The 21,971-nt window shown below is 72.1% G+C and carries 18 protein-coding genes and 1 tRNA gene; 13 read left to right on the forward strand and 6 right to left on the reverse strand.

The window, feature by feature from the left end; translation table 11 throughout:
* The first annotated feature begins 38 nt into the window (after positions 1-38).
* Positions 39-722 (forward strand): response regulator, encoded by a 684-nt coding sequence (locus tag AB0L06_RS13515; RefSeq protein ID WP_500231250.1) that lies wholly within the window; start codon positions 39-41, stop codon positions 720-722.
* A 139-nt stretch (positions 723-861) separates the two neighbouring features.
* Here AB0L06_RS13515 and AB0L06_RS13520 read toward each other — a convergent pair whose 3' ends face one another.
* Together AB0L06_RS13520 and AB0L06_RS13525 are read right to left on the reverse strand one after the other, a co-directional pair.
* Positions 862-1,839 carry a copper chaperone PCu(A)C domain-containing protein gene (locus AB0L06_RS13520; RefSeq protein WP_500231251.1) on the reverse strand — a complete coding sequence of 326 codons (978 nt, stop codon included), beginning with the start codon at positions 1,837-1,839 and terminating at the stop codon, positions 862-864.
* Between the two features lie 163 nt (positions 1,840-2,002).
* On the reverse strand, positions 2,003-2,773 hold the full coding sequence (locus AB0L06_RS13525; protein ID WP_500231252.1) for a hypothetical protein: 771 nt from the start codon (positions 2,771-2,773) through the stop codon (positions 2,003-2,005).
* Between the two features lie 412 nt (positions 2,774-3,185).
* On the opposite strand from AB0L06_RS13525, the gene AB0L06_RS13530 reads away from it, so the two are divergent.
* Both AB0L06_RS13530 and ispF read left to right on the forward strand, forming a co-directional pair.
* Entirely contained in the window at positions 3,186-3,668 is a 483-nt protein-coding gene (locus AB0L06_RS13530) for a CarD family transcriptional regulator (protein ID WP_026414839.1), read from the forward strand.
* Positions 3,669-3,693: 25 nt separating this feature from the next.
* Positions 3,694-4,170 carry a 2-C-methyl-D-erythritol 2,4-cyclodiphosphate synthase gene (gene ispF, locus AB0L06_RS13535; RefSeq protein WP_500231253.1) on the forward strand — a complete coding sequence of 159 codons (477 nt, stop codon included), beginning with the start codon at positions 3,694-3,696 and terminating at the stop codon, positions 4,168-4,170.
* A gap of 776 nt (positions 4,171-4,946) precedes the next feature.
* On the opposite strand, the gene fahA is transcribed toward ispF, so the two are convergent.
* Complete coding sequence (gene fahA / locus AB0L06_RS13540; RefSeq protein ID WP_500231254.1) at positions 4,947-6,158, reverse strand: fumarylacetoacetase; 1,212 nt, start codon at positions 6,156-6,158, stop codon at positions 4,947-4,949.
* Between the two features lie 447 nt (positions 6,159-6,605).
* Entirely contained in the window at positions 6,606-7,412 is an 807-nt protein-coding gene (locus AB0L06_RS13545; protein ID WP_500231255.1) for a hypothetical protein, read from the reverse strand.
* Between the two features lie 3,326 nt (positions 7,413-10,738).
* Between AB0L06_RS13545 and AB0L06_RS13550 the strand changes: the two genes are divergently transcribed.
* From AB0L06_RS13550 to AB0L06_RS13585, 8 genes are all read left to right on the forward strand, one after another.
* Positions 10,739-11,929, forward strand: coding sequence for a homogentisate 1,2-dioxygenase (locus tag AB0L06_RS13550; RefSeq protein ID WP_500231256.1), 1,191 nt, complete (start codon positions 10,739-10,741; stop codon positions 11,927-11,929).
* Positions 11,930-12,075: 146 nt separating this feature from the next.
* On the forward strand, positions 12,076-12,831 hold the full coding sequence (locus AB0L06_RS13555; protein WP_500231257.1) for a DUF6585 family protein: 756 nt from the start codon (positions 12,076-12,078) through the stop codon (positions 12,829-12,831).
* A 72-nt stretch (positions 12,832-12,903) separates the two neighbouring features.
* Positions 12,904-13,293 (forward strand): PPOX class F420-dependent oxidoreductase, encoded by a 390-nt coding sequence (locus AB0L06_RS13560; protein WP_500231258.1) that lies wholly within the window; start codon positions 12,904-12,906, stop codon positions 13,291-13,293.
* A 114-nt stretch (positions 13,294-13,407) separates the two neighbouring features.
* Positions 13,408-14,802, forward strand: a complete 1,395-nt coding sequence (gene cysS / locus AB0L06_RS13565; RefSeq protein WP_500231259.1) for a cysteine--tRNA ligase — start codon at positions 13,408-13,410, stop codon at positions 14,800-14,802.
* A gap of 148 nt (positions 14,803-14,950) precedes the next feature.
* Positions 14,951-15,547, forward strand: a complete 597-nt coding sequence (locus AB0L06_RS13570; protein WP_500231260.1) for a Clp protease N-terminal domain-containing protein — start codon at positions 14,951-14,953, stop codon at positions 15,545-15,547.
* A gap of 225 nt (positions 15,548-15,772) precedes the next feature.
* Positions 15,773-16,711, forward strand: a complete 939-nt coding sequence (gene rlmB, locus AB0L06_RS13575; RefSeq protein WP_500231261.1) for a 23S rRNA (guanosine(2251)-2'-O)-methyltransferase RlmB — start codon at positions 15,773-15,775, stop codon at positions 16,709-16,711.
* Between the two features lie 42 nt (positions 16,712-16,753).
* A complete protein-coding gene (locus tag AB0L06_RS13580) occupies positions 16,754-17,701 on the forward strand; it encodes an aldo/keto reductase (protein ID WP_500231262.1) in 948 nt (315 codons plus the stop codon).
* Between the two features lie 108 nt (positions 17,702-17,809).
* A tRNA-Thr gene (locus AB0L06_RS13585) sits at positions 17,810-17,883 on the forward strand.
* A gap of 104 nt (positions 17,884-17,987) precedes the next feature.
* Here the strand turns inward: AB0L06_RS13585 and AB0L06_RS13590 are convergent.
* Positions 17,988-18,443, reverse strand: a complete 456-nt coding sequence (locus tag AB0L06_RS13590; RefSeq protein WP_500231263.1) for a MarR family winged helix-turn-helix transcriptional regulator — start codon at positions 18,441-18,443, stop codon at positions 17,988-17,990.
* Between the two features lie 151 nt (positions 18,444-18,594).
* Between AB0L06_RS13590 and AB0L06_RS13595 the strand changes: the two genes are divergently transcribed.
* Both AB0L06_RS13595 and AB0L06_RS13600 read left to right on the forward strand, forming a co-directional pair.
* A complete protein-coding gene (locus AB0L06_RS13595) occupies positions 18,595-20,067 on the forward strand; it encodes an MFS transporter (protein WP_500231264.1) in 1,473 nt (490 codons plus the stop codon).
* Positions 20,068-20,114: 47 nt separating this feature from the next.
* Positions 20,115-20,762, forward strand: a complete 648-nt coding sequence (locus tag AB0L06_RS13600; RefSeq protein ID WP_500231265.1) for a dihydrofolate reductase family protein — start codon at positions 20,115-20,117, stop codon at positions 20,760-20,762.
* Here the strand turns inward: AB0L06_RS13600 and folP are convergent, their stop codons facing one another.
* The gene (folP, locus tag AB0L06_RS13605; protein ID WP_500231266.1) at positions 20,763-21,671 is read right to left on the reverse strand and encodes a dihydropteroate synthase; all 909 of its coding nucleotides are present in this window, start codon (positions 21,669-21,671) and stop codon (positions 20,763-20,765) included. It lies immediately after the preceding gene.
* Between the last annotated feature and the right edge of the window lie 300 nt (positions 21,672-21,971).

The following is a 21,971-nucleotide window of genomic DNA, read 5'->3' on the forward strand; positions in this document are numbered from 1 at the left end:
TCCGCGCTCCTGCCCAGAACCGCCCGGGAGGCATCACCGTGACCCGTGTGCTCGTCGTGGAAGACGAGGAGTCCTTCAGCGACGCGCTGTCGTACACCCTCCGCAAGGAGGGGTTCGAGGTCGCCGTCGCGGCCACCGGCCCGGACGCGCTGGACATCTTCGAGCGCAACGGCGCCGACCTCGTCCTGCTCGACCTGATGCTGCCGGGCCTGCCCGGCACCGAGGTGTGCCGTGAGCTGCGCGCCAGGTCCAACGTCCCGGTGATCATGCTCACCGCCAAGGACAGCGAGGTCGACAAGGTCGTCGGCCTGGAACTGGGCGCGGACGACTACGTCACCAAGCCGTTCTCCACCCGCGAGCTGATCGCCCGCATGCGCGCCGTCCTGCGCCGCCAGGGCGACGCCGGCGAGGAGCTCGCACCCGCCGTCCTCGAGGCCGGCCCCGTCCGCATGGACGTCGAACGCCACACCGTGAGCGTCAACAGCGGCTCGGTCCAGCTGCCCCTCAAGGAGTTCGAGCTCCTGGAGGTCCTGCTCCGCAACGCGGGCCGCGTCCTGACCCGCATGCAGCTCATCGACCGCGTCTGGGGCGCCGACTACGTCGGTGACACCAAGACCCTCGACGTCCACATCAAGCGCCTCCGCGCCAAGATCGAGGACGCCCCGTCCACGCCGCGCCACATCGTCACCGTCCGCGGCCTGGGCTACAAGTTCGAGCCATAACCCACCGAGGAAGAACCAGGCCGCCGGCGTCCGCCCGCGGCCTTTTCCTTGTCCTGCTTCCTCCGGGGGCCGCGAACGCGAAACGGCCCGCGTCGCGTCCGGGGGGACGCGGCGCGGGCCGTTTCGTGTGGTGCGCGGGTCAGGCGGCCGGGGTCTGGGTGCTCTCCGGCTGGCCGGACTTGCTCGGGCTGGACGAGCCGGACGGCTCGGTGCCCGGGGTGCTCGGCTCGCCGGCCGGCGTGGACGGCTCGCCGCTGCCGCTCGGCGCGGTCGTCGGGGCCGCGGTGAACGGCGTGCCCGGCGAGACGGCGACGTAGGTGCTGAACTCGTTCTGCTGCGGGATGACCGGGACGGAGAGGGTGATCGTTCCCGCCTTCTCGAACTGCAGCGTGACCTGGATGCTCTCGCCGCCGAGGAGCTGCTTGTCCGTCTGGGTCAGCACGACCAGCGGGCCCTTGGCGCCGGGCGCCGCGGTGGCCTCACCCGAGGCGGGCGCGGTCGGCTCGCCGGACGCCGGGGCGGTCGGCTCGCCCGAGGCGGGGGCGGTCGGCTCACCGGACGCGGGGGCGGTCGGGGCTCCGGAGGCCGGGGCGGTCGGGGCACCGCTCGACGGCTTGGCGCCGGGCTTGCCGGACTTCGGGGTGGCCGGCTTGGTCGACGGCGCGCCCGACGGGGTCCCGTGGCCCGCCGCGGGGGTCGCGTGACCCGCCGCGGCCGTCCCGAGCAGGGGCACCGCGGTGCCCTCGCCCTGCTCCTTCGCCGCCGGCAGCGCCACGCCCTGGTCGGCGATCTTGGCCGGGCCGAACCCGGGCACGCTGACCGACACGAGCCGGTCGGTGCGTCCGGCGACCTCGTTGATCAGCGTGGCGTACAGCGGGATCGAGGACTGGGCGGGCAGCGCCTGCTCCGGCGCCGGGCCGAGCAGGAACATGTTCCGGATGCTGACCTGCGGCTTGGCCGCCTCGTTCTTGGGCACCCAGGCGTTCACGCCCTCGGTGAGCTGCGTCGGCGCCGCGGTCTGAGGCTCCTCGCCGGCCCCGCAGCCGGAGAGCACCGGCGCGATGGCGACGGCGCCCGCGAAGGCGAGCGCGACCACTCGACGGCTGTTTCGGATCACGGCGACGATCTCCTCGGGAAAGGGGGTTGTATGCGGTGGGGGTTCGGCGTACCGAACGCCGAACGGCAGCCTAGCGAGGTCGCGGCCGTGGTACGGATCCGGGGTCCCGATCCCGGTGGATCCCTCTATACCGCCCCCTGCTCCGGCAGGGAGGTCCGGTGGCCTAGTTGTTCCTGTCCGGGGTGGCGGTCTTGAAGAGGTCGGTCAGCTCAGGCCCCGGATGCGCGGGCGCGCGGACGTCCGAGACCACTCCGTCGCTGCCGACGAACACCGCGGTGAGCCCGACGGCGGGACGTCCGTCCGGGGTGTTGGCGTAGTCCTTGGCCAGGATGCCGGACAGATCGTCCAGGACCACGGGGTCGCCGTCGTGCGTGCCGCCCGCGAGCGTGCGCAAGGACTTGATCGTCTCGGTGGGGGACGCGGTGGAGCCGCGGCGGTCGGCGACCAGCCACAGGCTGAGGCGGAGATCCTGGGCGCGCTTGGCGAGGTCGGAGATCACGGCCGAGCAGGAGCACTTGGGCGAGGCGATCGCGATCACGCCCGGCCGCAGGTCGCGCAGGCTCTTGTGCGTCGTGCCCGGTGGCGCGGTGACGTCGCCGGCGGGGAGGTAGCCGCCCTTCTGCCCCACCGCCGCGGACGGGTGCGGGGCGAGCGCGGCGCGGGTCGGCCCCGTTTCCGGGCGGGTTCCGAGGGCGGTCATCAGCACCCCGCTGACCAGCGCGATCAGCAGCGCGCCGGTGATGATCGGGATGGCCACGCCGAAGCGGGCGAAGGGGCCGACGAGGCGGGCGTAGCGGGCGCGGCGGCGGAGCTGGCGCTGTTCACGGTGGTAGGCGATGACGTCCCGGTCCAGGTCGCGGGCGTCGTCGGGCACCACGACATCGACGTGGGGGAGTCCGTGGTCGTCATGCTCGGGATCGCCGTCTGGCCTCACGCCGCACCTCTCCTGTTCACCCGTGTTCGCCGGAACGCTCCCGCCCGTTGCGCCCCTTTCACTCTTTTTCGGACGTTTTGTACCCGCGGCGACCGGCATGTTCACCTCCCAGTATGGGCCGCGGTGCGCGACCTGACAGGGGGGAGTGTCAGAACGCCTCGAAATGGCCGCACCGCGCCTTCGAGACCCTTTCGTGATCATGCCTGGACGTGCGGTGACAAGGGGTGATGCCGGGACGGGCCGGGCCGGGGTGGTGGGATGGGCGGACTCGGTAAACGTGTCCCGGATGCACTATCAAGACACATTGTCAAGGTCCCAATAAGGGGGTTGACCTGCGGATTTGTCGCGAACGTCGGTGCGGTCACCCCGAGGTCCGTGCTACCCTGGTTCTAGCGGAAGGGGTACTTGTCACATGACTTTCCAGGTCGGCGACACCGTCGTCTACCCCCACCATGGGGCTGCTCGGATCGAGGCCATCGAGACTCGCACCATCAAGGGTGAGGAAAGGACCTACCTGGTCCTGAAGGTCGACAAGGGCGACCTGACAGTTCAGGTTCCGGTCGAGAACGTCGAGGACGTGGGCGTGCGCGACGTCGTCGGCCAGGAGGGTCTGGAGAAGGTGTTCGAGGTGCTGCGCGCACCCTACACCGAGGAGCCGACCAACTGGTCGCGCCGCTACAAGGCCAACCTGGAGAAGCTCGCCTCCGGTGACGTCAACAAGGTCGCCGAGGTTGTGCGTGATCTTTGGCGTCGCGACAAGGAGCGCGGGCTCTCGGCGGGCGAGAAGCGCATGCTCGCCAAGGCTCGCCAGATCCTGGTCAGCGAGCTCGCGCTCGCGGAGAAGACCAACGAGGACAAGGCCGAGGCCCTCCTCGACGAGGTGCTGGCCAGCTGATCAGGTGAATCATCAGCTTCCACGGGTGGGCGTCGGAACCGACGTCCACCCGTTCGCTTTCCATGACCGTCCCCTCTGGGTGGCGGGGCTCGAATGGCCCGGCGAGGGTCCCGGCCTCGAGGGCCACTCCGACGGCGACGTCGCCGCGCACGCGATCTGCGACGCGCTGCTGTCCGCCTGCTCACTCGGCGATCTCGGCAAGGTCTTCGGCACGTCCGACCCTCGCTGGTCCGGCGCGTCCGGCGCCACGCTGCTGCGCGAGACGGCCCGCCTGGTGGACGAGGCGGGCTGGCTGATCGGCAACGTCGCCGTGCAGGTCATCGGCAACCGTCCCAAGATCGGCAAGCGCCGCGACGAGGCCGCCAAGGCCCTCTCGGAAGCGCTCGGCGGCGCCTCCGTCAGCGTCTCGGCCACCACCACCGACGGACTCGGCCTCACCGGCCGAGGCGAAGGACTGGCCGCCCTGGCCAACGCCCTCGTCTTCCCCAACCCCCCCACGTAACCCCACCCACCCCCAAGCCCCCCCACCCAGCACACTCACGCCGCGTGCTGGCGCCCTGCCGCGCGCCTGGCGTGCCTGAGCTGCCCGCCTGGCGCACTCGTGGCGCGTGCAGGTGCACCCAAGCAACCCACCCGGCAATCACCTGGCGCGCTGGCGCACCCGAGCCGCGCGGCGCTTCCGGTCGCCCCATGCAGCTCGCTCGTCTGCAGAGGAGTGCGCCACCTCAGGGGTGCCCAGGGCTCCGGCGGGCCCATCCCACGCGCGGCGCTTCCAACCGCCCATGCAGCTCGCTCGTCTGCAGAGCAGCGCGCCACCCCAGGGGTGCCCAGGGCTCCGGCGGGCCCATCCCACGCGCGGCGCCTCCAGCCGCCCCATGCAGCTCGCCCGTCCGCAGAGGAGTGCGCCATTCCGGGGATGCTCAAGGTTCCGGCATGTCCATCCCACGCGCGCGGGATGCCTGCTGCTGCGGCGGGGCGCGCTGCGCGATCGGCTCCTTGCCGCTCCTGCGCAGCCCTGCCATTCCCCAGTACGGGCTCCTGCCGTCCCGGTTCAGTTCTGCCCGTCCTCGATGGGCTCACGGCTCCGTCGCTCGGCCCTCAGGGCTTGGCGCAGCTTGTTCAGAACCTCGCACGCTCCCCGCGACCTCGCCCGGTTCCGGGCGTTCCGTTCGTGCGATCACCGAGCTTTGAGTCCTGCGCGCCGGAGGGTTATCCACAACCTGTGGGTAACTTTCCATTACCCGACTCCGGCGGCGCAGACTCGATCACATGAGACGTTCAGCAGTGCGCGGGGCGGATGGTTCCGGTCACCTCGCCGAGATCGATCTTGGTCCCGTTCGCGCCCGGCGCGGTCGCGCGGATGGTGACGGTGTCGCCGTCCTCGAGGAACGCGCGCTTCGCGCCGTCCGGCAGCTCAAGCGGCTCCGTGCCGTTCCAGGTCAGCTCCAGCAGGCAGCCGCGCTCCTCCTTGGCGGGTCCCGAGACGGTCCCGGAGGCGAACAGGTCCCCGGTGCGCAGCGGCGCGCCGTTCACCGTCGCGTGCGCGAGCTGCTGCGGCGGCGTCCAGTACATCCCGTCGAACCGCGGCCGCGACACGGCGTGCCCGTTGATCAGGATCTCCAGCCGCAGGTCGAGCCCCCAAGGTTCGTCGGCGCGCAGGTAGGGCAGGGGCGCCGGGTCCTGTGCGGGCGGGGCGACCCGGGCCGCCTCCAGAGCCGCGAGGGGCACCACCCAGGGCGAGACCGAGGTCGCGAACGACTTGCTGAGGAACGGCCCGAGCGGCTGCGCCTCCCAAGCCTGGATGTCCCGCGCGCTCCAGTCGTTCACCAGCACGAACCCGAAGACGTGATCACGGAACGCGCGCGGAGTGACGGGCCGTCCCGGCGTCGACGGCACCCCGGCGACGAATCCGACCTCGGCCTCGATGTCGAGCTTCAGGCACGGCCCGTACGACGGCGCCGCGTCGGCCGGCACGACCTTGCGCTGTCCGCACGGCCGCACGATCGGCGTCCCGGACGCGTACACCGTCCCGGCCCGCCCGTGATACCCGACCGGAAGGTGCTTCCAGTTCGGCAGAAGCGGCTCGCCCTGCGGCCGGAAGATCCGGCCGACGTTCGTCGCGTGGTGCTCGGAGGAGTAGAAGTCCACGTAGTCGGCGACCTCGAACGGCCGCAGCAGTTCGACATCCGCGACCGGCACCAGATGTGGCGACACCGCCTCCTGGTGTGCCGGATCCGTGAGCAGTTCCCGCAGCCGGGCCCGGTTCGCCGTCCAGGCGGCCCGTCCTGCCGCCATGAACCCGTTCAGCGCGCCGGATGCGAACCAGCCGCGATCCTCGACGAGCCCGGCCCCGGCCAGTCCGGCCAGATCCAGCACCCGATCGCCGATCGCGACCCCGACCCGCGCGTCCGCTCCGTCCCGCCGGAACACCCCGTACGGCAGATTCTCGATGCCAAAGCCGCTGTCCTCGTCGACCTCAACCCAAGTCATGCGCACCATCCTTCCCCGCCCACCGAGATCGACCAACCCCCTCGCCGCACCGAACCTCGCACCACTCGTCTTCGTCCCTCCACACCCCATCCACCGACCATCGATCAAGCCCGACCGTCCGCACCCGACACCCACCCCAGAGCTCGCAGAGAGCGGCCATCGCACGCCTCATCTCGGCTCGTGACCGGATGGCGACCCCAGTACCGTCCCGGCGGGCTGACTCAAGGCGAAAGAACGGCTGATGATCGCCGAGGAGGCCCCGTCCGTGTTCTACGTGCCGGACGGTGTCAGGGCCGGTGGTCCGGGCCGCGAGCCCGTGGAGGCCTCCCCGGTGCTCCACTTTGCGCTCACCCGCAGAAAGGCCCCTTGAGGAAGCCCTTCCCTTCGAGTGAAGGGCCCACCGCGGGGCCGGCATTGGACGCTCGGCCCGACAACAGAGCCGTCCCCTCACAGCAGGCCGAGGTCGGCGAGGTCCGAACGCGGGGAGTCGATGTCACAGGAGCCGAAACCGGTGAACATCCGCCGCGCCGCTTCGCGCTGATCACCGGTCAGGCCGCGCACCCGCGAGGCGACGGCGACAGGGTCGGTCGCGAGGACGTCCTCGAGGCTTCCGCCATGCGCCGTGGCCAGCAGGATGTTCAGGAACCCATGGTGGACGAACCCGGTCTCCGGATCCGCGTGCCGCACGGCATGGTGCAGGCCCGCCGTGCACTTGAACGGCAACCGCCGCTCGACGCACGCACCCACGAACACCGCGACCTCGTCCGGCGACGGGAACGCGTCGGCCGTCACCCCGCCCGTCCGGAGCTTCGCCCCGACCCGGGCCCCGGCCTCATGCGCGGCGGCGATCCCGTCCACCACCGCATGCCACGAGGCCGCCCGCCGAACCTCGAGGAACGTCGGCACCTCCGGTGCCAGCGCCGCGATCGTGACCGTCGCGGCCTGCGCCTGAGCCGCGTCCTCCGGGAGCGCGACCTCGATCCCGCGCAGCCGGAGCCGGGGCTCGGACGCCACGTCCTCCAGCACCTTCGGCAAGGCGTCCACCCCGGTGTCCGCGATCACCCCCAGATCCAGGAGGTCATCCGTGAGGAGCAGCGTCCGCAACTCGGCGACCCGCGACGCCGGACACAGGAAGCGCCCGATCACCACGTCCCCGGCCGCGTCCCGGTAAGCGGGCAGTGCCTTCTCCAACGACTCCCGTGCCGGCGGAAACAGCGCGGCGTCGTCCACCAACCCAGCGAACAGTCGACCCATGCCCGAAGACGTACCCGCACACCCCCACCCCCACCCGACCATTTCCGGCCCACCCGGACACCCCCCCCGCCTCTTCACCGCCCCGCCCTACGCCCGGCCCCGGTCCACGCCCACCCCCGCCCTACGCCCGGCCCCTGCCCACGCTCGCCCCGGCCCACAGCCATCCAGACCGTGCCGTCCCACCGCCTGCCTACACTCGCCCCCGGCCTGCGTCCGGCCCCGGCCCACAGCCATCTAGACCTGTGCCGTTCCACCGCCTGCCCACGCCCGCCCCGGGCCCACGCCCGCCCCGGGCCCACGCCCGCCCCCGGCCTGCGTCCGGCCTCTGCCTACGCTCGCCCACGACCCACGACCCACGACCGGCCCACGCCCGGCCCAGAGCCACGCCCACCTCCGGCCCCGGCCCGCCCCCGGCCCAGACCCACGTCCATCTCCGGCCCGCCCCCGGCCCAGACCCACGTCCATCTCCGGCCCGCCCCCGGCCCAGACCCACGTCCATCTCCGGCCCGCCCCCGGCCCAGACCCACGTCCATCTCCGGCCCCGGCCTCGGCCCGGCCCACAGCCATCTAGACCTGTGCCGTTCCACCGCCTGCCTGCGTCCGCCTGGGCCTGCGTCCGTCTGGGCCTGCGTCCGTCTGGGCCTGCGTCCGGCGCCTGCCTACGCTGGCCCACGACCCACGACCCACGACCCACGACCCACGCCCGGCCTGGCCCACGCTCGCCCCGGCCCACAGCCATCCAGACCGTGCCGTCCCACCGCCTGCCCACGGCCCACGGCCCACGCTCGGCCCAGCCCTACGCTCACCTCCGGCCCCGCCCTGCCCCCGGCCCAGCCCCACGTCCATCTCCGGCCCCGGCCCGGCCTCGGCCTCGGTCCACAGCCATCCGGGCCCATGTCGTCCGGGCGCACCCCGTCTCAGCCTCTTCCGTCTGGGCCTCCACCCCCGTCCTGGCCTCCCCCGTCCGGGCCCGCGACCTGGCCTGCTGCCACCGCCCGCTCTCTCGATATTCCTTGCCCATCGCTTACCGGCCTGCCTGCATCCGCCCATCGGCTCACTGCCCCCCCCTGCACAAGGGCTTCACGGTTACTGGCCTGGCTGCGCGGGGAGGCCAGCTGCGCCAGCGTTGGTTCCGGTAGTGGAGCGCTGACACCGAGGCCGTCGAGCACGCTGCCGGCTCGCCCGGTGCGCGCTGGGCCGGGCTCCGCCGCACGGACGGCCAGCGTGACGCCGGGGAGGCACCCGGCCTGGACGTCTTTCTGAGCGGCCAGGTCTTCATGGACGTGATCTTCGCCGGGCTGCCGGACTGCCCCTCCCCGACACCGAGCTGTTCACCGAGGGGCTCGGCTCGGCGCCCGGCGGCAACGCCAAACTCGTGGTGGCCATGAGCAGGGCTCGGCCTCGGCGGTCCCGGCGTCGACCTAGCCGCCGGAGAACTGCAGGTACGGCCGGCACGGGTGACTGTGGGCCCGAAGCCGGGTCGCCTGACTCGTTTTCGTGGCAGCGATGGCTGCTGCCGAGGGTGGCTAGTCGGCAGGGGGAGTGGGGGAACTGCGGAGCCTGCTGGATGGCGAATTCAAGCCCCAGGGTGGCGTGTCGTCCGTCTGAGCCTCGTCCAGTTGAACGTCTGGGAGCGGCGCGGGGAGTGGGTCGTGCTCGGCCAGGAGGGGCTGGGAAGTGGCTTCGGCCGTGTGACCCTCGCCGTCTGGGAGCGGCGTGGAGAGGGGGGCGTGCTTGGGACGAGGGGGCTGCGGGGTGTTCTTCGCCGTGCGACCTTCGCGGTCTGGGGAGATGGGGTCGGGGTCGGGATCAGGGGCGGGCGTGGTTGGCGGTGCTTCGTGGGAGGGGAGGGGCTGTGGTTCGTCCTCGGGGGGTGTGTCTTTGGGAGGGGCGAGGTGGGGGCTGGCTTCGGCTGAGTCGACGGCCTCGGGGGACTCCGGGGGCGTGTCGTTGGTGGGGAGGGGGGCGGTGGGGGTGTGGGCGTTCTTGGGGTGAGCGGGGTGGTTGGGGTGAAGGTCTTCGCCGGGGGAGTGGGAGGCGTGTTCGGACGCGGCATGTGCGCCGGCCTGGGGCTCCTCGGCTGGCTGTTGCGGGGCGTTCGTGTCTGCCGGGGGATGACCTGGGGTTCGGGCCTCGGTCCCGGCGTTGGGGACGACGGCGAGTGGGGTGTTGCCGTCGTCCTTGGAGGGGGTGAGAGGTGGCGTCGAATCTTCCCTTGGCGGCGGGGTCGGGTGCGCGGCGGCGTTGTCCGCGCGGGCGTCCAGGGGTGATTCCGGCGGGCGAGCCCCCTCGTTGTGGAGTCGGGGCGCCGCGACCGTGACCTGACGGCGCTGCGGATGCTGCCGCGTGGTGGAGGTGTCGGGCTGGATCTCCGGTTCGGAGGAGAGGGCGGTTGTGGGGTAGGGGGCGAGAGGGGGTGTTGCCAGTGTTCTCTGGCTTGGTTCGTCGGGGTGGGGCGCTTCGGCTTGTTGAGTGTGGGGGCCTGTGTGGTCCTGGAGGGCTGCCCGGGGCCTTGTAGCGCGCTCGGCGGGGTGGTTTGGGGAGTCTTGGGCGGATGGGGTGGTGACGGTTTGGGGGCCGTGCTCTTCGGGAGGGGGTGAGAGGAACTGGACGGGGTGTTCTGCGGGGTGCTGGGGGTGGCGTTCCGCGGGGGCGTCCGAGGTGGGGGCTGGTGGGAAGAGGTGTTCGAGGGGGGATTCGTGGAGGGGTGCGGCGGGGGTTGGGGGAGACGTGGGGCGCTGGCGGGGTGTTGGGGTGCGGAGTAGGCGGAGGGTTGTCAGCCACAGCCAGACGCCGATGAGGAGCATCGCGTGCGGGGCTACGGCGACGGTGCCGCGGAGGGGTTTGGCGGGGAGGGACGCGTAGCCCCAGACGGCGTGCTGGACGGTGGTCCAGGACAGGCCCGCCAAGAGGAGGAGCAGGAGCGTCCAGCGGAGGGCGCGGGTCCACCAGCGGGCGTGGCGGGCCGCGAGCAGGGAAAGGAGGGTAAGGACGAGGAGGGCGTCGGCGGCGGCCGGATAGACGGCGGACCAGGTGTGGTCGATGCCGCCCGTCTCGGCCAGGGTGCGCAGGACGTCCCAGGTCAGGGTGCACGCCGCTGCGGTCAGCAGGGTCACCAGGAGGGCGGCGCTGAAGGTGAGGAGGCGGCGCGGCAGACGGGACGGGGGCGCTTCGGACGACATCTCGGCTCGCGGTTCGGGGAGGGGACGGGCGGCGCCCAGATTAACCAGGACGGGTACGGCACGCGGTGATCAGGTGTGCTGCGCCCGAAACGTGTCGGGACGTACGGTGGCGGTGACGATGGCGTCCCCTTACTGGAGGCAGTGATGCCGTACTACCGGGTCGTGGGTGAGGTCCCACGCAAGCGTCACGTGCAGTTCCGCCGTCCGGACGGCGGGCTCTACGCCGAGGAGCTGATGGGTGAGGAGGGGTTCTCCTCCGATTCCAGCCTGCTGTACCACCGGCACGCCCCGACAGCGATCATCAAGAGCGAGGGGCTGGACGACGTCGCCGCGGCGGGGGGACTGACCCCGAACCATCCGCTGCAGCCGCGCGGCTACCGCACCCAGGATCTGCCGGTCGGCGGTGATCTGGTGCTCGGCCGCCAGGTCCTGTTCGGCAACCAGGACGTGCGGATGTCGTTCGTGGCCTCGTCCGGCCGGCCGAGCGAGTTGTACCGCAACTCGGTCGGCTCGGAGGTCGTCTACGTCCAGACGGGCCGGGCGACGTTCGAGTCGACCTACGGCGCGCTGGAGGTCGGCGAGGGCGACTACGTGGTGATCCCGACCGGGACGATCCACCGCTGGGTGCCCAAGGACGGTGAGACGCTCCGCGCGCTGGTCATCGAGGCGAGCGGTCATGTGCGGCCGCCGAAGCGGTACCTGTCGCAGTTCGGGCAGTTCCTCGAGCACGCGCCCTACAGCGAACGGGATCTGCGTGCCCCCGCCGAGCCCTTGCAGATGGAGGGCGGCGAGGTTCCGGTCATCGTGCGCACGCGCGGTGGCCTGTCCAGGTTGACGTACCTGAACCACCCGTTCGACGTGGTCGGGTGGGACGGCTACCTGTACCCGTACGTGTTCAACATCCACGACTTCGAGCCCATCGTGAAGCGGACGCACGCGCCGCCGCCCGTCCACCAGACGTTCGAGGGCCCGAACTTCGTGATCTGCTCCTTCTGCCCGCGCCCGTTCGACTTCGATGAGGAGGCCGTGCCGATCCCCTACAACCACCACAACGTGGACTCCGACGAGATGATGTTCTACGTCGGCGGCGACTACAGCGCGCGGAAGGGCTCGGGCATCGGGATCGGTTCGATCTCGCTGCACCCGGCCGGGTTCACGCACGGACCGCAGCCGGGCGCGGTGGAGGCCGTGATCGACGCGGTGAAGCAGGGGCACGACCGTGCGACCGAGTTGGCCGTCATGATCGACACCTTCCGTCCGCTGGACCTGGGGCCCGCCGCCCGCGGCTGCGAAGACCCCGAATACGCCTGGACCTGGGCCCGCACCGCCACCTGACCCCACGCCGCCGCACCGTTTCGTCCGGTCGCTCATGTGGGCGGGCGATGGCGGTGCGGCGGGCCGGTGATGGGGGAATGGCGCGCGGTGGTGATTTTCTTCGGTGACGTTGGGGTAGTCGGTACTTTGTGCCATTTCCTCGTTCGGTGCTGGAGCGGGCCGCCGCGCATGGGCTCGGGGCGCCGGTCCGGGTGTTCGACGCCCGGACCGGCCGTCGGCGCGCCATCGGCTGGCTGGTGCTGCTCGGTCTCGCCGTCCTCGTGCTCGCGCCCGCGTCCGTGCTGTACCTGCGCGCCGGACGGTTCTGGATCGGCGTGCTCGCCGCATCCGTCGGCGCCGCCTATCTGGCCGTCGCGGTGCGGATCCTCCTGCGCGCGCGACTGCGGGGGCACTGGCCCGTCGTCTACCTGTTCGGAGGCGGCCTGGTCTACGCCGGGACGGGACGGGCGGTGGCCTACCGCTGGGACGACCTGTCCGCCGTGACCGTCGCGGGCGTCCGCAGCGGGACGCGCGGGCGGACGCGATGGCGCTTCACCGTGACGGCCGTGGGCGGGCGGGACCTGCCGCTCGACGACCGCCTGCCGGACGTGCGGCGGCTCGGGGACGTCGTCGTCGCGGAGGTCGCGGCCCGGGTCGTCCCGCGGCTCACGGCGGTCGTGCGGAGTGGTGGGACGGTCCGGTTCGGGGCGTTCGAGCTCGGTCCAGACGGGATCGGCAAGGACGGCCAGCTGGTGCCCTGGCCCGCCATTCGTGACGTGAGCATGATGAACGGCCTGGTCCGGGTGGAATCGGTCGACGGCGTCCGGGAGTTGACCGCGCTCGCGGCCCACACTCCCAACGCCGTCGCGCTCGTGGACCTCTGCGCCCGCCTCGCCACGGCAAGGGAGCGTCCCGTCCGGTAGCGGTCCCGTTGATCAGCGGGGACGGAGTGCGTGCGAGGATGCCCCTGACCTAATGATCTTCTGGAGGACGTCATGGCGGAGAAGGCGCTCAACGACAAGGCGCGTGCGTTGTTCGACGGGAAGAACTTCGTGACGGTGGCGACCATCAACCCGGACGGCGCGCCGCAGGCGAGCCCCGTGTGGGCGAAGGTGGACGGGGAGGCGATCGTGTTCTCCACGACCAAGGGGCGGCGCAAGCACTCCAACCTCGTCCGCGACCCGCGGATCAACCTGACCACCTACGACCTGGCCAACCCCTACGACTACGCCGAGGTCCGCGGCACGGTCACCATCGAGGACGACCCGGAGGCCGCGCTCATCGAGGAGCTGTCCCAGAAGTACACCGGGAACCCGTGGACGGCGCGGGGACCGGAGGAGCGTGTGATCGTCCGCGTGACCCCGTCCTCCGTCCACGTCCACTGACGACCTCGGGGCGACCGTCCAGCCGGTCGCCCCGAGGAGAGTCCGGGTGGGGAAGTCGAGGAGAAAGGGCGTTCGGGAAGGCGCGTGTCCCGCACGATCCAATAACCTTGGGGCGTGAGCCTGCGCCTTTACGACACCAGCACCCGTACCGTCCGCGCGTTCGAGCCGCTTCGAGAGGGCCGCGTGGGGATGTACGTGTGTGGGGCGACGCCGCAGGCCTCCCCGCACATCGGGCACCTGCGCTCGGGCGTCATCTACGACGTGCTGCTGCGCTGGCTGCGCGCGTCGGGGTACGAGGTGACCTTCGTCCGGAACGTCACCGACATCGACGACAAGATCATCAAAGTCGCCGCGGACACCGGGACGCCGTGGTTCGCGGTGGCCGAGGGCAACCAGCGGATCTTCGGCCAGGGCTACGACCGGCTCGGATGCCTGCCGCCCACGATCGAGCCGCGCGCCACCGGGCACGTCCCGGAGATGATCAAGCTGATGCGGCGGCTGATCGACAACGGGCACGCCTACGCGTCCGAGGGGGACGTGTACTTCGACGTGAACTCCTGGGCCGAGCACTACGGCGAGCTGTCCAACCAGCGCCTGGAGAACATGCGGTCGGCCGGGGACACCCCGAACGAGAACGCCAAGCGCGACGCGCGCGACTTCGCGCTCTGGAAGGGCGCCAAGCCGGGCGAGCCCGCGTGGGACACGCCCTGGGGCGAGGGCCGTCCGGGCTGGCACCTGGAGTGCTCGGCGATGGCGACGATGTACCTCGGCCCGACGTTCGACATCCACGGCGGCGGCGTCGACCTGATCTTCCCGCACCACGAGAACGAGATCGCCCAGTCCAAGGGTGCGGGCGACGCGTTCGCCCGCTACTGGATGCACAACGGGCTGCTCACCGTGGACGGCGAGAAGATGAGCAAGACCATCGGCAACGTCGTGCTGCTGACCGACCTGCTCGACCGGGCGCGTCCCGCCGAGGTGCGGTACTACCTCGCGTCCGCGCACTACCGGTCGCTGATGGACTACACCGACTCCGCGCTCACCGAGGCGGTCACCGCCTACCAGCGCATCGAGGGGTTCGTGAAGCGCGCCGCCGAGGTCGTCGGGGCGGGCGAGCCCGGGACGCTTCCGGAGGCGTTCGTCCAGGCCATGGACGACGACCTGGGCGTTCCGCAGGCGCTTGCCGCCGTGCACGAGACCGTCCGGGAGGGCAACAACGCCCTCGCCGCCGAGGACAAGGACGCCGCCCGGCGGCTCCTGGCCTCGGTCCGTGCGATGACCGGCGTGCTCGGCCTCGACCCGCTGTCGGACGAGTGGGACGCCACGACCGGGGACGACCTGACCCCGGTGGTGGAGGCCCTGATCAAGGTGGCCCTCGAACAGCGGCAGGAGGCGCGCAAGCGCAAGGACTTCGCCGCCGCCGACGCCATCCGCGACCAGCTCACCGAGGCGGGCGTCCTCGTCGAGGACACCCCCCACGGCCCCCGCTGGGACCTCAAGCGCGACTGACGCCAGGGCGCGTCCCGACGCGTACCGACGGCGTCTTGGCGCGTTTCCCTGCGATCCGCCGCGTTCCGCCCGCCCGACGGTGTTCGGGAGGACGGAACGCGGCGTAGCGTCGGAAGGGTCCCGTCGCATCTCCTGCGAGGTGGTCCCGTTGTTCGAACGGTTCTCCGACGACGCGCGGCAGGCGGTCGTGCTGTCCCAGGACGAGGCCCGGAGGCTCGGGCACTCCGCGATCGGCACCGAGCACCTGCTGCTCGGCCTCGTCCGCGGTGACGAGCCGGGGGTCGGCTCGGTGCTCGGCCGGGCCGGGCTCGACCTGGAGCGGCTGCGCGCCGAGATCGCCAAGACCGTCCCGGCGGACGAGGGCGGACCGCCGGGCCAGGTCCCCTTCACGCCGCGCGCCAAGAAGGCGCTGGAGTTCGGGCTCCGCGAGGCGAACCGGCTCGGCTCGGAGGTGATCCTGCCCGGGCACCTGCTCCTCGGGATGATCCGCGAGGGCGAGGGGCGCGCCGTCCGGGTGATCTCTGATGCCGCCGGTGACCTGGAGATCGTCCGGCGGGAGATCGAGCGGTCGCTGCGCGGACGGGCCGCCCGGATCCTGCCGCTCAGCCTCCTCCAGAGCGGACGCGCCGCCGCGGCCGCCGGGGAACGCCTCGAGCGGATCGAGGCCCGCCTCACCGCGATCGAGACCCACCTCGCCCGGCTCGCGGCCCGCCTGGACCCGCCGAACGACCGCCCCGAGTCCTGAGCCGCCTGCCGGCCGACGACCCGCCGGGCAGGCGTCCCGAGTCCCGAACCGCCGCCCCCGGCCCCTCGCTCGCGGGGGGATGGCCTGGGCAGGGGTCGGGGGCACCTAAAATCAGAGGTTTGGAGGGCGCGCGCGGATCCCCGGCGCGTCCGAGATCTGAGCCGCCCGACGCCACGAGGGCGTGCACTCCGCAAGCCGCAACGTCGCGAAGGGCGTAAAGGAATCATGCCGAAGCGCAAGGGCAAGGGCCCCACCCCGAAGGCCGAGAACCGGCACTGGCACGGCAAGCGCCAGAAGGCCCGGGCCGTCAAGAGCTCCCGCCGCACCGGGACCGACACGCTCGGCCCGGGTGGCGCGCGCGCCGCCCGCAAGACGGCGGCCGACGCCGCCAAGGCCGCCACTCCCACGGGACGTCCGGCCGGGGCGCGGCGCGCGACCGGCGAGACCCCGGAGCTGGTCACCGGCCGCAACCCGGTGGTAGAGGCCCTGCGCGCCAGGGTGCCGGGGTCGGCGCTGTACGTGACCGACGCGCGGGACGACCGGATCCGGGAGGCGATCCAGATCGCCGCCGACCGGAACATCCCGCTGCTGGAGGCCGGGCGCACCGAGCTCGACCGGCTCACCGACGGGGCCGTCCACCAGGGGATCGCGCTCCAGGTCAAGCCGTACCGCTACGCGCACGCCGACGACCTGCTCCGCGGCACCCGCCCGCTGATCGTCGCGCTGGACGGGATCACCGACCCGCGCAACCTCGGCGCGATCGTGCGCAGCGCCGCCGCGTTCGGCGCGACGGGCGTGGTGCTTCCGGAGCGGCGCGCGGCCGGTGTCACGGCGGGCGCGTGGAAGACCTCCGCCGGGACGCTCGCGACCATCCCGGTCGCGCAGACCACCAACCTCTCCCGGCAGCTGAAGGCGTACCAGAAGGCGGGCTGCTTCGTCGCCGGCCTGGACGCCGCGGGCAGCACCCCGGTCGGCGATCTGGAGATCGCGGACGGGCCGTTCGTGCTGGTCGTGGGCTCGGAGGGCAAGGGGCTCGGCCGTCTGGTCGCCGAGACCTGCGACATGATCGTCACGATCCCGATGCCGGGTCAGGCCGAGTCGCTGAACGCGGGCGTCGCCGCCGGAGTCGCGCTCTACGAGGTGTCGCGCCGCCGCTCGTCCTGAGTAACGTCGCTTCCGGTATCACGCACGGAACCGGAGGCATTTGTGGACAAGCGCGTTATCGGTGGGCTGTCGGTCGGGGCCGTAGGCCTCGGCTGCATGGGGATGACCCACGCCTACACCGTGGGGGAACGGGACGAGGCCGAGTCGATCCGGGTGATCCACCGGGCGATCGATCTCGGCGCGACGCTGATCGACACCTCTGACGTGTACGGCCCGTTCACCAACGAGGAGCTGGTCGGACGGGCTCTGAAGGGCCGCCGGGACGAGGTCGTCCTCGCCACCAAGGTCGGGCTGCGCATCCCGGAGGGCGAGGACAACCGGGCGATGCACAAGGACGGCCGTCCGGAGCACATCCGGGCCGCCGTCCGGGAGTCGCTGCGCCGCCTGGGCACCGACCACATCGATCTCTACTACCTGCACCGGGTGGACGAGAACGTTCCGCTCGAGGAGAGCTGGGGCGCGCTCGCCGAACTGGTCGAGCAGGGCCTGGTCCGGAACCTCGGAATCTCGGACGTCCGGCCCGAGCAGATCGCGGCCGCGCACGCGATCCACCCGGTGGCGGCCGTCCAGAACGAGTTGTCGCTGTGGACCCGGGACGACGAGGTCGTCGCCTGGACGGCCGAGCACGGAGTCGGGTTCGTCCCCTATTCGCCGCTGGGACGGGGCTTCCTGACCGGCCGGTACACCTCGGCGGCGGACTTCGGCGAGGACGACTTCCGGGCCCGGCTGCCGCGCTTCGCGGACGAGGCGCTGAAGGCCAACCTGGCGATCGTGGACCGGGTCCGCGCGGTCGCCGACCGGCACGGCGCGACGCCCGGCCAGGTCGCGATCGCCTGGACGCTGGCCCAGGGCGGCCATGTCGTGCCGATCCCCGGCACCAAGCGGCTGTCCCGGCTGGAGGAGAACAGCGGGGCCGCCGGCCTGGCGCTGACGGACGCCGATCTCGCCGAACTGGCCGAGGTCCCGCCGCCCGTCGGCACCCGCTACTGACCCGCCCGCAGGCCCTCTGCCGCCCGCGGCGCGTCCGGAAGGGCGCGCCGCGGCGGCGCGAGCGGGGACGCGCGGACCCGTCCGTTCGACTACGATGCGGACGTACTCGCCAGCGTGGCTCAATTTGGCAGAGCATCGGTCTTGTAAACCGAGGGTTAGGGGTTCAAGTCCCCTCGCTGGCTCTTACCGACCAGGGCGTTCTCGACTTTCGAGGACGCCCTGATCCTTTTCCGGGCCCAGTTCTCGGCCCTCCGCCGCCGGAGGGCGGGACGCGTCCCGGATGCCCCTACGGGCGGGGCCAGGGGCGTCCGGACAGGCGCTCGATGTCGGTGTTGAAACGCTTGAGGAAGGCCGCGAAGGTGGCGACGTCCTCGGATGACCAGTCGGCCATGACCTTGTCCAGCCCCTGGACGATCTCGTCGCGGCACTCGTCCAGGCGGCGCTCGCCCTCGGCGGTGAGGCGGAACTTGCGCGCGATGCCGCCGTCCGGGTCGGGGATCCGCTCGAGCAGGCCGACCCGGACGAGCGTGGAGGTCTGCCGGTTCAGGGTGGACTGGTCGAGCCCGAACGCCTCGCTGAGCTGCCGGATCGTCATCGGGCCCTCGACCCGGACGCGGCTGAGCACGATGTAGGCGGTGCGCTCCAGGCCGCCGATCTCCGACTCGGGGCCGGACGAGAGCAGCGGGCGGTGGCGGCCGAGCAGCATGGTCTCGTACTCGACCAGGTCCGTCGGCTTCTGCATGGCGTTCTCGGAGTCCTTCCCCGGTGGGTGTCCTGACTGGCTCCATCCCTACCACACGGTCCTGGGGTGTGCATGGCACACATTTTGTGTGCTGTGCATGCCATGTGTATCGTGCACATGTACTTCGCCCCCGACGACGCAGGAGAACGCGATGGACGAACCCGAACCCGTGGCAGCGCAGGAGGCCCCCACCGTGCGGTCCGGCGGCGGGGTGGTGGCCGTGCTGGCCGTGGCGGGCATCGTCGCCGCTCTGATGCAGACGCTCGTGGTGCCGCTGATCGGACGGCTGCCCGACATCCTGCACACGAGCGCGTCCAACGCGTCCTGGACGGTGACCGCCACGCTGCTCGCGGGCGCGGTCGCGATCCCGGCCGTCGGACGCCTCGGCGACCTGTACGGCAAGCGGCGGCTGCTGCTGGTCAGCGTGGTGCCGCTGGTCGCGGGCTCGGTGGTGTGCGCGCTGTCGTCCTCGGTCGTCCCGATGATCATCGGACGCGGACTCCAGGGCGTCGGCATGGGACTGATCCCGCTCGGCATCAGCGTGCTGCGCGACGTGCTGCCGCCCGAGCGGCTCGGCGGCGCCATCGCGCTGATCAGCTCGTCCATGGGCATCGGCGGCGCGCTCGGCCTGCCGGTCGCGGCGGCGGTCGCCGAGAACACCAGCTGGCGCGTGCTGTTCTGGGCGTCGGCCGTGCTCAGCGTCATGATCGGCCTGCTGATCTGGAGGCTCGTCCCGGCGGCGGCCGTGCGCGAGAGGTCCGGGCGGTTCGACGTGATCGGCGCGGTCGGGCTCGGCGTCGGCGTGGTCTGCCTGCTGCTCGCCGTGTCCAAGGGCGCGGACTGGGGCTGGACGAGCGCCACCACGCTCGGCCTGTTCGGCGCGGCCGTGATCGTCCTGCTGGCCTGGGGTGTGTTCGAGCTGCGCGTCAGCGACCCGATGGTGGACCTGCGGACCGCCGCGCGCCGCCAGGTGCTGCTGACGAACGTCGCGTCCATCCTGGTCGGCTGCGCGATGTACGCGCAGTCGCTCGTGCTGATGCAGCTGCTCCAGCTGCCGAAGGCGCTCGGCTACGGCCTCGGCCAGTCGATGTTCGCGGCGGGACTGTGGATGGCGCCCGCAGGGCTGATGATGATGCTGATCTCGCCGCTCGGCGCGAAGCTGTCGGCCGCGCGCGGCCCGAAGACCACGCTGTGCGCCGGAAGCCTGGTGATCGCGCTCGGCTACGGCGTCTCGCTCGCGCTGATCGGCTCGACCTGGGGCGTCCTGGTCGTCGGGCTCATCATCAACGGGGGCGTCGGCCTGGCCTACGGGGCGATGCCCGCACTGATCATGGGGGCCGTCCCGCGGTCCGAGACGGGCGCGGCGAACAGCTTCAACACGCTGATGCGGTCGCTCGGCACGTCCACCGGAGCGGCGCTGGTCGGGGTGATCCTGTCGCAGATGACGATCTCGGTCGCCGGGCACGTCATCCCGTCCGAGGACGGGTTCCACACCGCCATGCTGCTCGGCTGCGGCGTCGCCGTCGTCGCCGCGCTGGTCACCCTCACCCTCCCGAAGCCCCGGGCCGGGTCCGCCACCTCGGCCGCCGAGGTCGCCGAACCCGCGGCCCGGACGCGCTCCTGACCGGGGCGGGACGTTCCGGTCCGGAACGTCCCGCCTACAGTCGGGGAGTGGACATCGACGATCTGCTCAAGCGGTACGCCTATCCGGACAGGACGCCGTGGCTGCGGGCGAACATGATCGCGACGCTGGACGGCGGCATCCAGTACAAGGGCGACACCGGCGCGCTCGGGTACCCCGGCGACCAGGCGCTCATGGCCGGGCTGCGCGGACTCGCCGACGTCGTCGTCATGGGCGCGGCGACCGTCCGCGAGTACGACTCCTGGCCGGACGACGCCCCGCCGCTCGCGGTCGTCTCCCAGAGCCTGGACCTGGACTTCGACGGCGGCGTCTTCGACGGCGGCCGGACGATCGTGATCACCTGCGGGTCCGCGCCCGCCGACCGGCTCGCGCGGGCTCGCGACCGCGCGGACGTGCTGGTCGCCGGCGAGGCGTCGTCCGACGTCGGCGCCGCGCTGGACGAGCTGGTCCGGCGCGGCCACGAGCGCCTCCTCTGCGAGGGCGGCCCGAGGCTGCTCGCACAGGTCGCGGCGGCCGGATGGCTCCACGAGCTGTGCCTGACGCTCAGCCCGATGATCACCGCCGGGGGCGCGTCCCGCATCCTGAACGGCCCGGACCTCGACGTCCCGCGGCGCATGCGCCTGATGCACGCCGTCCCGGACGGCGACTACCTCTTCACGCGCTACACCGTGGAGTGATCACTCGACGTTGTGCCGGGTGTAGGCGGGCTCGCGCCAGCCGAGCACGGCCTCGGTCATCCGCACCGCGTCCACGGCCTGCCGCACCTCGTGCACCCGGACGATCCGCGCCCCGAGCATGATCGACGCGACGGTGACGGCGATCGTGCCCTCGACCCGCTCACGCTGCGGACGGTCCAGCGTCTCGCCGATGAAGTCCTTGTTGGAGATCGCGGCGAGCAGCGGATAGCCGATGTCGGCGATCTCCGGCAGCCGCCGGGTCAGCTCCAGCGAGTGCCGGGTGTTCTTGTTCAGGTCGTGCCCCGGGTCGATGATGATCCGGTCCGGCGCGACCCCGTGCTTGAGCGCGAGCGCGACCCGGTCGCGCAGGAACGCGGCGACCTCCGACGCGACGTCGCCGTAGACCGGGCGCGGGTAGCGCGTCCGCGGCTCGGCCAGGCTGTGCGTGATGATCAGGCTGGTGCCGGACTCGGCGACCACGTCGGCGAGCCTCGGGTCGTGCAGGCCGGTGACGTTGTTCAGCACGTCCGCGCCGCCCGCGAACGCCGCGCGCGCGACCTCCGGATGGTAGGTCTCGACCGAGATCACCGCGTCGGTGCGGGCCCGGGCCGCCTCGATCACCGGCAGGACGCGGTCGATCTCCTCCTGCGGCGACACGTCCGGGCCGGGCGCGAACGGGACGCCGCCGATGTCGAGCCAGTCCGCGCCCTCGCCCAGCGCCTTGTCGACCGCCTCGACGGCCTTGTCCAGGGCGAACGTCCGGCCCTTGTCGTGGAAGGAGTCCGGGGTCCGGTTGATGATCGCCATCACCGCGACCTGCCGGTCGAAGTCGAAGGAGCGGCGTCCGATCGTCCGCCTGGGGCAGACGAGCTCCGGCGCGTAGACCCGGTGCGGGGCGGCTCCTGCCACGATGACCTGCCTTCTCCGGTGCTTCGGCGCGGCGGTTCGATCCGGCCGGGGACTGGTCCGGCCGGGGGACCGATTCGGCTCAGCCTATCCGTGCGGGCCGTCCCGCCGCCGTGTCCGGACGCGTGGCCCGTTCGGCGCACGGTTCGTCAATTCCACGGGACCGATTTCAAAGCTGAGTGACCCAAAGTGACCGGGTCGCGGCGCAATTCCGTCAGACGGACCTTCAGGAGGCCGGACCGGGCCGCCGCCCAGGCTGGACGGGGGCACTTCCGGCGGCGGAAGCCGTTCGTTCCGCGACTC

It is taken from the genome of Spirillospora sp. NPDC052269 (genome assembly GCF_040679435.1).
GTDB lineage: Bacteria > Actinomycetota > Actinomycetes > Streptosporangiales > Streptosporangiaceae > Spirillospora.

What these genes read in the sequence shown, in the direction of transcription:
- AB0L06_RS13530 (WP_026414839.1), top strand. Translation starts at nt 3,186, where the DNA reads ATGACTTTCCAGGTCGGCGACACCGTCGTCTACCCCCACCATGGGGCT.
- fahA (WP_500231254.1), bottom strand. Translation starts at nt 6,158, where the DNA reads ATGACTTGGGTTGAGGTCGACGAGGACAGCGGCTTTGGCATCGAGAAT.
- AB0L06_RS13545 (WP_500231255.1), bottom strand. Translation starts at nt 7,412, where the DNA reads ATGGGTCGACTGTTCGCTGGGTTGGTGGACGACGCCGCGCTGTTTCCG.
- AB0L06_RS13550 (WP_500231256.1), top strand. Translation starts at nt 10,739, where the DNA reads ATGCCGTACTACCGGGTCGTGGGTGAGGTCCCACGCAAGCGTCACGTG.
- AB0L06_RS13560 (WP_500231258.1), top strand. Translation starts at nt 12,904, where the DNA reads ATGGCGGAGAAGGCGCTCAACGACAAGGCGCGTGCGTTGTTCGACGGG.
- rlmB (WP_500231261.1), top strand. Translation starts at nt 15,773, where the DNA reads ATGCCGAAGCGCAAGGGCAAGGGCCCCACCCCGAAGGCCGAGAACCGG.
- AB0L06_RS13590 (WP_500231263.1), bottom strand. Translation starts at nt 18,443, where the DNA reads ATGCAGAAGCCGACGGACCTGGTCGAGTACGAGACCATGCTGCTCGGC.
- AB0L06_RS13595 (WP_500231264.1), top strand. Translation starts at nt 18,595, where the DNA reads ATGGACGAACCCGAACCCGTGGCAGCGCAGGAGGCCCCCACCGTGCGG.